Origin of the sequence: Streptomyces sp. ISL-100, assembly GCF_018614615.1 — a bacterium.
Lineage (GTDB): Bacteria > Actinomycetota > Actinomycetes > Streptomycetales > Streptomycetaceae > Streptomyces.
On sequence record NZ_JAGGOK010000130.1, the window covers coordinates 21,457 to 32,909 of the forward strand.

10 protein-coding genes and 1 pseudogene are annotated in these 11,453 nt (G+C 71.5%); 6 read left to right on the forward strand and 5 right to left on the reverse strand.

Annotated features, from left to right (window positions below; translation table 11 throughout):
• Positions 1-7: 7 nt before the first annotated feature.
• Positions 8-4,642, reverse strand: a complete 4,635-nt coding sequence (locus tag J7E89_RS38670) for an ATP-dependent helicase (RefSeq protein WP_214980947.1) — start codon at positions 4,640-4,642, stop codon at positions 8-10.
• A gap of 130 nt (positions 4,643-4,772) precedes the next feature.
• On the opposite strand from J7E89_RS38670, the gene J7E89_RS38675 reads away from it, so the two are divergent.
• Complete coding sequence (locus J7E89_RS38675; RefSeq protein ID WP_251061675.1) at positions 4,773-5,474, forward strand: AraC family ligand binding domain-containing protein; 702 nt, start codon at positions 4,773-4,775, stop codon at positions 5,472-5,474.
• A gap of 42 nt (positions 5,475-5,516) precedes the next feature.
• On the opposite strand, the gene J7E89_RS38680 is transcribed toward J7E89_RS38675, so the two are convergent.
• On the reverse strand, positions 5,517-6,431 hold the full coding sequence (locus J7E89_RS38680) for a hypothetical protein (protein WP_214980948.1): 915 nt from the start codon (positions 6,429-6,431) through the stop codon (positions 5,517-5,519).
• A 79-nt stretch (positions 6,432-6,510) separates the two neighbouring features.
• Here J7E89_RS38680 and J7E89_RS38685 point away from each other — a divergent pair, with 79 nt between their 5' ends.
• Complete coding sequence (locus tag J7E89_RS38685; RefSeq protein ID WP_214980949.1) at positions 6,511-6,705, forward strand: DUF3046 domain-containing protein; 195 nt, start codon at positions 6,511-6,513, stop codon at positions 6,703-6,705.
• Between the two features lie 151 nt (positions 6,706-6,856).
• Complete coding sequence (locus tag J7E89_RS38690) at positions 6,857-8,023, forward strand: AI-2E family transporter (protein WP_285439343.1); 1,167 nt, start codon at positions 6,857-6,859, stop codon at positions 8,021-8,023.
• A gap of 16 nt (positions 8,024-8,039) precedes the next feature.
• Here J7E89_RS38690 and J7E89_RS38695 read toward each other — a convergent pair.
• Positions 8,040-8,231: pseudogene (locus J7E89_RS38695) on the reverse strand (MMPL family transporter); the annotation flags it as partial.
• Between the two features lie 190 nt (positions 8,232-8,421).
• Between J7E89_RS38695 and recA the strand changes: the two are divergent.
• The 3 genes from recA (at position 8,422) to J7E89_RS38710 (ending at position 10,454) form a co-directional block, all read left to right on the forward strand.
• Positions 8,422-9,558: a recombinase RecA gene (gene recA / locus J7E89_RS38700; RefSeq protein ID WP_214980952.1), complete on the forward strand. Its 1,137-nt coding sequence runs from the start codon at positions 8,422-8,424 to the stop codon at positions 9,556-9,558.
• 3 nt (positions 9,559-9,561) lie between these two features.
• Positions 9,562-10,164 (forward strand): recombination regulator RecX, encoded by a 603-nt coding sequence (gene recX, locus J7E89_RS38705; protein ID WP_374196989.1) that lies wholly within the window; start codon positions 9,562-9,564, stop codon positions 10,162-10,164.
• A gap of 149 nt (positions 10,165-10,313) precedes the next feature.
• Positions 10,314-10,454 (forward strand): hypothetical protein, encoded by a 141-nt coding sequence (locus J7E89_RS38710; protein ID WP_214980954.1) that lies wholly within the window; start codon positions 10,314-10,316, stop codon positions 10,452-10,454.
• Positions 10,455-10,563: 109 nt separating this feature from the next.
• On the opposite strand, the gene J7E89_RS38715 is transcribed toward J7E89_RS38710, so the two are convergent.
• Both J7E89_RS38715 and J7E89_RS38720 read right to left on the reverse strand, forming a co-directional pair.
• A complete protein-coding gene (locus J7E89_RS38715) occupies positions 10,564-10,959 on the reverse strand; it encodes a rhodanese-like domain-containing protein (RefSeq protein WP_214980956.1) in 396 nt (131 codons plus the stop codon).
• Positions 10,950-11,453, reverse strand: a 504-nt coding sequence (locus tag J7E89_RS38720; RefSeq protein WP_214980957.1) for a cysteine dioxygenase family protein, incomplete at its 5' end; no start/stop codon positions are given. The genes J7E89_RS38720 and J7E89_RS38715, both read right to left, overlap by 10 nt.

Below are 11,453 nucleotides of genomic sequence, written 5' to 3' on the forward strand. Positions count from 1 at the left end.
GGTGGGCTCAGGGGCGGAGGCGGAGGCCTCGGGGGGTGGGATGGAAGCCTGCTGCTTCCAGAGTTTTACCCAGGGGTGACGTCAGGGCGGGGGCGCCGTTGGTGCGTTCCACTGTGACCGTGCCCAGGGCGCCTTCCCTGGCCGCTTTCGCCAGGGCTTCGGCAGCCGCGGTGAGGCGCGGGTCGGGGGCTGCCGGGTCGTTCGGGTCGGTGGGCCAGGCGAGCAGCGTTTTGCCGCCGCGCTCCATGTAGAGGGTCAGCTCGCCGTCGACCAGGACAACGAGGGCCCCGGCTTTGCGGCCGGGTTTGTGGCCCGCGTCGGAGGGCGGTTCGGGCCAGGGCAGGGCCGCTCCGTACGCATTGGCGGGGTCGGCAGCGGCGAGGATCACCGCGCGGTTCGGGGAATCCGTTTCGGCGCGCTCGCGCGCGGTGGCAGCGGCCCGCAGGCGGTCGACCGCGCCGTCCATCGCGAACTGGGCGGCCCCGAGGCCCTCCACGACGTAACCGCGGCGGGCCTGCCCGCTGTCCTCGAAAGCGGCCAGGATGCGGTACGTCGCCGAGAAGCCGCCCTCGACCCCTTCGGCGGCGACCGCGCCGCGCGTGACCACGCCGTGCCGGTCGAGCAGCGTGCGGGCGAGCGCGTGGGCGCGGTGCGTCGGATCGGGTTCGTGGGCGGGGAGCAGGGACCAGCGGCCGGAGACCGTGGGCGGACCGGTGCGGGAAGCGGGACGGGTGGCCGCGCTGAGGGTGCCGTAACGCCCGCGCGGGACCGTGCGTTTGGCGCGGTGGGCGGTGGAGCCCGCCGTACGGCCCGATCCGAGGAGGGAGCGCAGGGGCGCGAGCGTGTCGTTGGTGAGACGGCCCGACCAGGCCAGGTCCCAGAGGGCGTCGGCGAGTTGCGGGTCGGTGCAGTCCGGGTGAGTGGTGGCGCGGACCTGGTCGGCGATCTGGCGGAAGAAGAGACCGTACCCACCGGAGAGCGTGGTGAGGACGGACTCGTGCAGTGCGGTGAGTTCGAGGGGGTGCGGCTGGGGGAGGAGCAGGGGCGCCGCGTCGGCGAGGTAGAGGGACACCCAGCCGTCCTTGCCGGGCAGTGCGCCCGACCCGGCCCACAGGACCTCGCCGGTGGTGGTGAGCTCGTCGAGCATGGCGGGTGAGTAGCCCGCCACGCGGGAAGGGAGGACCAGCTTTTCGAGGGCGGACGCGGGCACGGAGGCGCCCTGCAACTGCTCGACGGCGCGCACAAGTCCGTCGATGCCGCGCAGGCTGCTGCTGCCCAGGTGCTGCCATTGAGGGAGGAATGAGGCGAGCGCGGCGGGCGGAACCGGCTCCAGCTCGTGGCGCAGGGCGGCGAGGGACCGGCGCCGCAGGCGGCGCAGCACCGTCGCGTCGCACCATTCCTGGCCGATCCCGGCGGGGTGGAACTCGCCTTGCACGACCCGGCCGTTGGCGGTGAGGCGTTGCAGGGCGCCGTCCGTCACGGCCGCTCCCAGACCGAACCGGGCAGCAGCTGTGGCGGACGTGAACGGGCCGTGGGTGCGGGCGAAACGGGCGAGGAGGTCGCCGAGCGGGTCCTTTACGGGCTCGGTGAATGCCTCGGGCACGCCGACCGGGAGCGCGGTGCCCAGTGCGTCGCGCAGCCGGCCCGCGTCTTCGACGGCCGCCCAGTGGTCCGCCCCGGCGATACGGACGTGGATGGCCCGGCGGGCGGTCGACAGGGCCTCGGCCCAGCCCGGTTCGGCGCCTCGCGCGGCCAGCTCGGTGTCGGTGAGCGGGCCCAGGACCCGCAGGAGGTCGGCTACACCCTCCAGGTCCTTGACACGGCGGTCCTCGGTGAGCCACTGGAGTTCCTGCTCCAGCTCGGTCAGGACATCGGCGTCGAGCAGCTCGCGCAGCTCCGCCTGGCCGAGCAGCTCGGCCAGGAGCCGGGAGTCCAGGGAGAGCGCGGCGGCGCGCCGCTCGGCGAGGGGTGAGTCGCCCTCGTACAGGAACTGGGCGACGTAACCGAACAGGAGGGAGCGGGCGAAGGGGGACGGCTCGGGGGTGGTGACTTCGACGAGCCGGACGCGGCGGGACTCGATGTCGCCCATGAGTTCGGTGAGGCCGGGAACGTCGAAGACGTCCTGGAGGCACTCCCGCACGGCTTCGAGGACGATCGGGAACGAGCCGAACTCGGAGGCGACCTGGAGCAGCTGGGAGGCGCGCTGGCGCTGCTGCCACAGCGGGGTGCGCTTGCCGGGGCTGCGGCGCGGCAGAAGCAGCGCGCGGGCGGCGCACTCGCGGAAGCGGGCGGCGAACAGCGCCGAGCCGCCGACCTGGTCGGTGACGATCTGGTTGACCTCGCCCTTGTCGAACGCGACGTCTGCCGCGCCGAGCGGAGCCTGGTCGCTGTCGAACGCCGTGCTCTGCCGGGACGGTTCGTCGTCGAGGAGGTCGAAGCCCATCAGGTCGGCGTCGGGCAGGCGCAGCACGATGCCGTCGTCGGCGTGCATGACCTGGGCGTCCATGCCGTACCGCTCGGTCAGACGGGAGCCGAGCGCCAGCGCCCAGGGGGCGTGCACCTGGGCGCCGAAGGGGGAGTGGATGACGACCCGCCAGTCGCCGAGCTCGTCGCGGAAGCGTTCCACGACGATGGTGCGGTCGTCGGGGATGTGACCGGCGGCGCGGCGCTGTTCGTCGAGGTACGACAGGATGTTTTCGGCGGCCCAGGCGTCGAGGCCGGCGGCCGTCAGGCGCAGCCGGGCGTCCTCGGGGGTGAGGGAGCCGACCTCGCGGACGAACGCGCCGAGCGCGCGGCCCAGTTCGAGGGGGCGGCCCAGCTGGTCGCCCTTCCAGAAGGGAAGCCGGCCCGGCACACCGGGGGCGGGGGAGACCAGCACGCGGTCGCGCGTGATGTCCTCGATGCGCCAGGAGGTCGTGCCGAGGGTGAAGACGTCACCCACCCGTGATTCGTAGACCATCTCCTCGTCGAGCTCGCCGACGCGGCCGCCGCCCTTTTTGGGGTCGGCTCCGGCCAGGAAGACACCGAAGAGCCCGCGGTCGGGGATGGTGCCGCCGGAGGTGACGGCCAGGCGCTGTGCCCCTGGGCGGCCCGTGACCGTACCGGCGATGCGGTCCCAGACCACGCGGGGGCGGAGCTCCGCGAAGGCGTCGGACGGGTAGCGGCCGGCGAGCATGTCGAGGACCGCCGTGAAGGCGGACTCGGGGAGCGAGGCGAAGGGGGCCGCGCGGCGGACGGTGGCGAGCAGGTCGTCGGCCTGCCAGGTGTCGAGCGCCACCATGGCGACGAGCTGCTGCGCCAGGACGTCGAGCGGGTTGGCGGGGACGCGCAGGGCCTCGATGGAGCCGCTGCGCATGCGCTCGGTGACGACGGCCGACTGGACGAGGTCGCCGCGGTACTTGGGGAAGACGACGCCGGTCGAGACCGCGCCGACCTGGTGCCCCGCGCGGCCGACACGCTGAAGACCGGAGGCCACGGACGGTGGTGACTCGACCTGGACGACGAGGTCCACCGCGCCCATGTCGATGCCCAGCTCCAGGCTGGATGTGGCGACCACGGCGGGCAGCCGGCCGGCTTTGAGGTCCTCCTCTACCTGGGCGCGCTGTTCCTTGGAGACCGAACCGTGGTGGGCACGGGCGAGCAGGGGCGGAGCGCCCTTGGCGGCGCCCGCCTGAGCCATGATCTCGGCGGGTGACTGGTCATCGGGCAGTGGTTCGCCGGTGGCCCGTTCGTACGCGATCTCGTTGAGCCGGTTGCACAGGCGCTCGGCGAGGCGGCGGGAGTTCACGAAGACGATCGTCGAGCGGTGCGCCTGGACGAGGTCGGCGATGCGCTCCTCGACATGCGGCCAGATCGACGGCTTGTCGCCCGCGTCGTCGCCCTTGGCCGGGGCACCGCCCAGCTCTCCCAGGTCCTCCACGGGGACGACCACCGACAGGTCGAACTCCTTGCCCGAAGGCGGCTGGACGATGGCGGCCTGGCGCCGGGGCGAGAGGAAGCGGGCGACCTCGTCCACCGGCCGGACCGTCGCGGACAGGCCGATCCGGCGGGCGGGGCGCGGCAGCAGCTCGTCGAGCCGCTCCAGAGATACGGCGAGATGCGCGCCGCGCTTGGTCCCTGCGACGGCGTGCACCTCGTCCAGGATCACCGTCTCGATGCCGGCCAGGGCGTCGCGCGCGGCGGACGTGAGCATCAGGAACAGCGACTCGGGTGTGGTGATGAGGATGTCCGGCGGCTTCGTCGCGAGCGACCGCCGCTCGGCGGCCGGAGTGTCGCCGGAGCGGATGCCTACGCGGACGTCGGGTTCGGTCATGCCGAGTCGTACGGCTTCTTGGCGGATGCCGGTGAGGGGGCTGCGCAGGTTGCGCTCGACGTCGACCGCGAGGGCCTTGAGCGGTGATACGTACAGCACCCGGCAGCGCTGCCTGGGGTCGGCGGGCGGGGGCTTGGACGCCAGGTCGTCGAGGGCGGCGAGAAAGGCGGCCAGGGTCTTTCCGGAGCCGGTCGGGGCCACGACCAGGACTTCGGAACCTTCGGAGATGGCCTGCCAGGCGCCTTCCTGCGCCGCGGTGGGCGCCCTGAAGGCCCCCGTGAACCAGCCGCGGGTCGCGGGGGAGAAGGAGTCGAGCGCAGTCCTGGACATGTCCCCCATCGTGCACCCGACCACTGACAACGGGCGTCCAGGACATGGACGTGCAGGTCAGCGGCGTGCGGGCGGGGCGCAGAATGGCTGTATGGCGAAGGAGGCGGGAGGCGCGGGAGACGCGGGAGACATGCGGGACGTGCGTGAGGTGACGGGCGGGAAGGACGAGTGGGCGCGGCACTGGCAGTACCCGGGTGTGCCCGGCCTCGATCTGCTGCGGGCTCGCTATGTGCGTCATTCCTTCTCGCGGCACAGCCATGAGGGGTTCGTCCTCGGCGCGGTTTTCCGCGGAATCGAGGACGTGGTCATGCCGCAGGGCACGATCCAAGCACGCCCGGGCACCGTCGTCATGATCAACCCGGAGGTGCCGCACGCCGCGCACGCGGGCGTGCCCGAGGGCTGGTCGTACGCCACCCTGTACCCCTCGGCGCAGGTGGTCGCCGGCATCGCCGAGGAGACGACGAGCCTGCGCGGAACGGCCGGTTTCGCCGAGACCATCGTCGAGGACGCCGACACCGCGCGACTCATCCGCGGGGTCCACAGGGCGGCCGAGGAGGGCAACGCGCTCGCCGCCGACAGTCTGCTGCGGATCGCCGTGGCCAGGCTGCTGCGCCGGCACGGCCAGAGCCTGCCCGCACGTGCGCCGACGGTCGCCCTGCTGGCGGAGCTCACCGCCCAGCAGACCTTCAGCACCGGTCAGCACCTGGTTCTGGACGCCAGGGGCGCGGGACTTGTGGCGGCAGCGCTCGCGCTCGTCCTGCGCGCCCCCTTCCTCGTGGTGGTCGGGGCTGCGGTGGTCGTCACGGCGGGTGTACGGGCGATCAGCGGCTGACGTACAACCGCCGCCCTGTCGCCGCGCGCCGGCTCGCCGGAATCAGCCGATGACGCGTCCGTACGCCCGTAGCGTCAGCAGCGCGTCGATCGTCACGATCGGACGCGCCTCCAGCGCGGTCCCCGGCGCCCATTCCCGTCGGCGGATCGGCCAGCCCCCGTCCTCCAGTTGTCCGCCCGCGAGGAAGTCCAGCGAGCGGCTCATCTCCTCGTCGGTGAACCAGTCACGGGCGAGCGATCCCGGCGTACGGGCGTAGTCGTACGCGAAATGGTGCTCGCCCGGCGCGTACCCCGCGGCGACGGGCTGCTCCCCGGCCCGCGCCGGATCCAGGACGACGAGCCGCTGCTCGCGCACCAGCCGGCCGAGCCGGTCCGCGGCGGCCTTCGCCCGGGTCCTGTCGGGCACGCCGTCCAGGAAGGCGACCGCCGCCTGGACCTCGTACGGATGGGACTTCTCCAGCGCTCCGACCGCGGCCCAGCAGAAATCGGTGGCCCTGAAGAGCCACGCGTGCCACACCTCACTGCGGTGCAGCAGGCCCACCACAGGGCCCGTCGCCAGGAGATCGCCCGGAGGGTCGTCCACGACCGGGACGAACGGTGCGGCCGGATAGCCGCGCAACGAACGGGCTACCGCAGGCAGTGCCCCCTCCTTCGTCGACGCGTCGGACAGATAGCGGCACATCCGCTCCACCCGCACGCCCTCGCAGCGGCCGATGGAATCGAGGACACGCAGCGCGTGAGCGACGTGCAGCGGCTGGCTCACGGGACCGCGCAGATCGGGTTCCAGTGCGTAGCCGTAGCCGCCGTCATCGCCCTGGTACGGGGCGAGCGCCCTTTCGACCGTGTCTGGGCCACCGTCCAGGAAGTGGTAGGCGAACCGCCGTTGTTCGAGCACGCGGGCCGTCAGCCAGATGAAGTGCTCGGCGCGTGCGAGGGGAGATGCTCCGGATCCAGCCATGGAACGACCGTAGGACGGAAAGCGCTCTCGGGAAGCTCCGGGGACCGGTCTGCACTCTCAGGGGCGCGATACTGGAGTCATGCGGTTGACGATTTTCTGGGAGCGGATGGCGGAGCACTTCGGCGAGGCGTACGCCGATTCCTTCGCCCGCGATCACGTGATGGCCGAGCTCGGCGGTCGCACGGTGAACCAGGCCCTGGCGGCCGGCTGGGACGCGAAGAGCGTCTGGCGCGGCGTCTGCGTCGCGATGGACGTGCCCGCCGACAGGCGCTGACGTGCATGGGGGGCAAGGGGCGGAGGGGCCGGATGTCACAGGCATGGGCCAGACTGACCCCGTGGCATCCACTGACGAGCCCGCCGGGCATGAAGACTCGCCGACCGCACCGCCGCCCGCGAGCCCCAGGGCGGACAGCGGTCCGGCCCGCATGCCCCGGTGGCTGCCGCGCGCCATGGTGCTCGCGCTCGCTCTCTACGCCTGCTTCCAGCTCGGCAACTGGGCGTTCCACCAGCTCGTAGGCCTGCTGCTCAACGTCCTGATCGCCTTCTTCCTGGCTCTCGCGATCGAGCCCGCCGTCGGGCGCATGGCGGCCCACGGCATGCGGCGCGGCCTCGCGACCTTCCTGGTCTTCATCGGAGTGCTGGTCGCGGGCGTCGGCTTCATCGTGCTGCTCGGCTCGATGCTGGCCGGCCAGATCATCGAGATGGTCGAGGACTTCCCGAAGTACGTCGACCAGGTGATCAACTGGATCAACCAGACGTTCCGCACGGAGTTCTCCCGGGTGGATATCCAGGCCAGCGTCCTGAACTCCGACTGGCTGCGCAGGTACGTACAGAACAGCGCGACCGGCGTCCTGGACGTGTCGGCGACTGTGCTGGGCGGGCTGTTCCAGCTGCTGACGATCTTCCTGTTCTCCTTCTACTTCGCGGCCGACGGACCACGGCTGCGCCGCGCCCTGTGCTCTGTACTGCCGCCGGCCCGCCAGGCCGAGGTGCTGCGCGCCTGGGAGATCGCGGTCGACAAGACCGGCGGCTACATCTACTCACGCGGTCTGATGGCGCTCATCTCCGGCGTCGCGCACTACATCCTGCTGCTGATCCTCGACGTGCCGTACGCGCCCGCCCTCGCGGTGTGGGTGGGGCTCATCTCGCAGTTCATTCCGACGATCGGTACGTACCTGGCGGGCTCACTGCCGATGCTGGTCGCCTTCACCGTCAACCCCTGGTACGCGCTGTGGGTGCTCGGATTCGTCGTCGTCTACCAGCAGTTCGAGAACTACGTACTGCAGCCCAAGCTGACGGCGACGACCGTCAACATCCATCCGGCGGTCGCCTTCGGCTCGGTCGTCGCGGGCACGGCGCTGCTGGGGGCGGTGGGCGCGCTGATCGCGATTCCGGCGATCGCGACGCTGCAGGCCTTCCTGGGCGCGTATGTGAAGCGGTACGCCGTGACGGACGACCCGCGTGTGCACGGCAGACACCCGCGGCGCCGCGGCGTCTCGGCCTTCGTACGCCTGCGGCGCACGGGGCGCCACGAGCCCCGGCGGGAGCCGCGCACAGACCAGGCGCCGCCGCCCTCGGACGACGACGCCTGAGGTCACGTACGCGCGGTCAGTGGCGCTCCAGCTCCACCCGCGGCAGTGCCTTGCGCAGCCACCACGCGCGACGCCCCAGCAGCTGCATCACCGCGGGCACGATCAGGCAGCGGATGACGACGGCGTCCAGCAGGATCGCGACCGCCAGGCCGAGGCCGAACTGCTGGAGCATCCGGTCCGGGCTGAGCATGAAGGCCGAGAACATGACCCGATAGGCGCGCGACGGGGCCGGGCCGGTGGGCGTGGTGCGCTTGACACCGAAATCGAACATCCATTCTGATGGGGTTCTGGCCGGGAAGCTGCGAGGGTTTATCCACAGGTCAGGACGGCGCCGGGACGCGTTGTCAGTGGCAGGAGATAGCGTCTTTGACGTGAAGCGATCGACTCAAGCAAATCGGGTGGAACCCATGGCAGCAGGCACCGACCGCGAGAAGGCGCTCGACGCCGCGCTCGCGCAGATTGAACGGCAATTCGGCAAGGGCGCAGTCATGCGCCTCGGCGACCGGCCGAACGACCCCATCGAGGTCATCTCTACCGGGTCGACCGCTCTGGACATCGCGCTCGGCGTCGGCGGGCTGCCGCGCGGGCGTGTGGTGGAGGTGTACGGACCGGAATCCTCCGGTAAGACGACGCTGACGCTGCACGCCGTGGCGAACGCGCAGAAGGCCGGCGGCACCGTCGCCTTCGTGGACGCCGAGCACGCGCTCGACCCGGAGTACGCGAAGGCGCTCGGCGTCGACACGGACAACCTGATCCTCTCCCAGCCGGACACCGGCGAGCAGGCACTCGAGATCGTGGACATGCTGGTCCGCTCGGGCGCCATCGACCTCATCGTCATCGACTCCGTCGCAGCCCTGGTGCCGCGAGCGGAAATCGAGGGTGAGATGGGCGACTCGCACGTCGGTCTCCAGGCCCGGCTGATGAGCCAGGCGCTGCGCAAGATCACCGGTGCGCTGCACCAGTCCCAGACCACGGCCATCTTCATCAACCAGCTCCGCGAGAAGATCGGTGTGATGTTCGGCTCGCCGGAGACCACGACCGGTGGCCGGGCGCTGAAGTTCTACGCCTCGGTGCGGCTCGACATCCGCCGCATCGAGACCCTCAAGGACGGCACGGACGCGGTCGGCAACCGCACCCGCGTCAAGGTCGTCAAGAACAAGGTCGCGCCGCCGTTCAAGCAGGCGGAGTTCGACATCCTCTACGGCCAGGGCATCAGCCGCGAGGGCGGTCTGATCGACATGGGCGTGGAGCACGGCTTCGTCCGCAAGGCGGGTGCCTGGTACACGTACGAGGGCGACCAGCTCGGCCAGGGCAAGGAGAACGCCCGTAACTTCCTGAAGGACAACCCCGATCTCGCCGACGAGATCGAGAAGAAGATCAAGGAGAAGCTGGGCGTCGGCGTCAAGCCCGTGGCCCCGGCAGCCGAGCCCGGCGCGGACGCGGCGGTCAGCACCCCGGCCGCGGCCGACGCGAAGTCGGTACCGGCTCCGGCGACCAAGGCCAAGACGGCCAAGCCCGCGGCAGCCAAGAGCTAGACCGTGACCCGGAGGACGGACTGGCCGGGAAGCGCAAGCGAAGGCATGGATGCCGAGGACAGCGGCAGCCCCGACCCGTCGAGGGCCGGAAAGGGGCTGCCGCCTCAGGATCCAGGTGAGCAGGCGCGGGCGATCTGCCTGCGGCTGCTCACCGGAACCGCGCGCACCCGCAAACAGCTCGCGGACGCTCTCCACAAGCGGGGCATCCCTGACGACGTTTCGGACGAGGTGCTGTCCCGCTTCGAGGAGGTCGGGCTCATCGACGACGCGGCCTTCGCGGACGCCTGGGTGGAGTCCCGGCACCACGGCCGGGGCCTCGCCCGGCGGGCGCTCGCGCGGGAGCTGCGTAACAAGGGCGTCGCCCCCACCCTCATTGATGACGCGATGGGGCAGCTAGACGCCGATCAGGAGGAAGAGCGGGCCCGCGAGCTGGTGGCCCGCAAACTCCGCTCCACCCGCGGCTTGGAGCGCGACCGCCGGCTGCGCCGACTCGCCGGCATGCTGGCCCGCAAGGGCTACCCCGAGGGCATGGCCCTGCGGGTGGTCAGACGCGCCCTCGAAGAGGAAGGCGAGAACACGGAGGGGCTGGACTACGACCCGCTCTAGCCGCGGCGGATCGTTGTGGCGGGGCGCAGGAAGCGGCTGGCCGCCGGCCCCGGCCACGTCATGCCCGGTCGAGTTCCTGGACGCCGTCGGCGCGCGCGTCAGGCTCTTCAGCCTGGGCGGCGCCATGTCGGTCTACGACCGCATCCGCGATGATCAGGTTGGCTGGCGCCACGCTCCGACAGGTCCTGCGGATGCTGCACATCGAAGCCCTGACGGCCCTGCTGATGGGCGCGATCGTCGGCACCGGCATCGCGCTCGCCGTCCTCACCGCGTTCAGCGCGCCGGCATGACGGGCAGACCTCAAGTCGCGCCCGGTGGAAGTCACCACCGCCAAGCAGCAGGGACAGCAACGCGGTAAGGGGGCGCCCTCCAGCACGGACGCCCCTTACCGCGTGCCTCTTAGGGAGTAACCGGAAGCCCCGCCGCTCGCCACGCCTGGAACCCACCGTCGAGATCCGTCGCCCCGTGCAGCCCCAACTGCCGCAGGGAGGCAGCCGCGAGACTCGACGCGTATCCCTCGTTGCAGATCACCACGATCCGCAGGTCATGGCTGGTGGCCTCCGGAGCGCGGTGGCTGCCCTGCGGATCGAGCCGCCATTCCAGCTCGTTGCGCTCGACGACGAGCGCCCCCGGGATCAGTCCGTCCCGCTCCCGCAGCGCCGCGTACCGGATGTCCACCAGCAGCGCACCGGCTGCCGCGGCGTCGTACGCCTCCTGTGGCCCGACGCGGTCGAGCCCTTCGCGTACCCGCTCCAGCAGTTCGTCGATGCCGACACGTTCGCCACTCACTGCCACTCCTCGGGATGTTCGACGTGCTCCAGACGCAGCACCGCGCCCGTGCGGCTGTAGCGCCGCATCATCGGCAGCGGCGGGTAGTAGGCGTGCACCGAGACGGCGTGTTCGTCCGTCGATTCATTCAGCACCTGGTGCACATGGTGCGCGCCGAAGGCCCGGCCCCGGCCGGCCGTCAGCTGCCGCTCCCGGTCCACCCCGTCGGCCAGTTCGAGGGTCTTCCAGCCCTCGGTGGGGATGCGCGCCGCGAGCGACTCCTCCCGCAGGGTGCCCGCCGCGGCGGCGAAGGCACCGCGCGAGCCGCCGTGGTCGTGCCAGCCCGTTCCGGTGCCGGGCGGCCACCCGATCAGCCATGCCTCACTTCCGCCGGGCCCGTCGAGCCGTACCCAGGTACGGCCTTCGGGATCGAGCGGAAGGGAAGCCACCAGCGAAGCGTCGGCGGCGGTACGGCGCACGAATTCGAGCAGTTCCGCGGAAGAGGGAGAGGGAGAGGGAGA

What these genes read in the sequence shown, in the direction of transcription:
- J7E89_RS38670 (WP_214980947.1), bottom strand. Translation starts at nt 4,642, where the DNA reads ATGTCCAGGACTGCGCTCGACTCCTTCTCCCCCGCGACCCGCGGCTGG.
- J7E89_RS38675 (WP_251061675.1), top strand. Translation starts at nt 4,773, where the DNA reads ATGCGGGACGTGCGTGAGGTGACGGGCGGGAAGGACGAGTGGGCGCGG.
- J7E89_RS38680 (WP_214980948.1), bottom strand. Translation starts at nt 6,431, where the DNA reads ATGGCTGGATCCGGAGCATCTCCCCTCGCACGCGCCGAGCACTTCATC.
- J7E89_RS38685 (WP_214980949.1), top strand. Translation starts at nt 6,511, where the DNA reads ATGCGGTTGACGATTTTCTGGGAGCGGATGGCGGAGCACTTCGGCGAG.
- J7E89_RS38690 (WP_285439343.1), top strand. Translation starts at nt 6,857, where the DNA reads ATGCCCCGGTGGCTGCCGCGCGCCATGGTGCTCGCGCTCGCTCTCTAC.
- J7E89_RS38710 (WP_214980954.1), top strand. Translation starts at nt 10,314, where the DNA reads ATGATCAGGTTGGCTGGCGCCACGCTCCGACAGGTCCTGCGGATGCTG.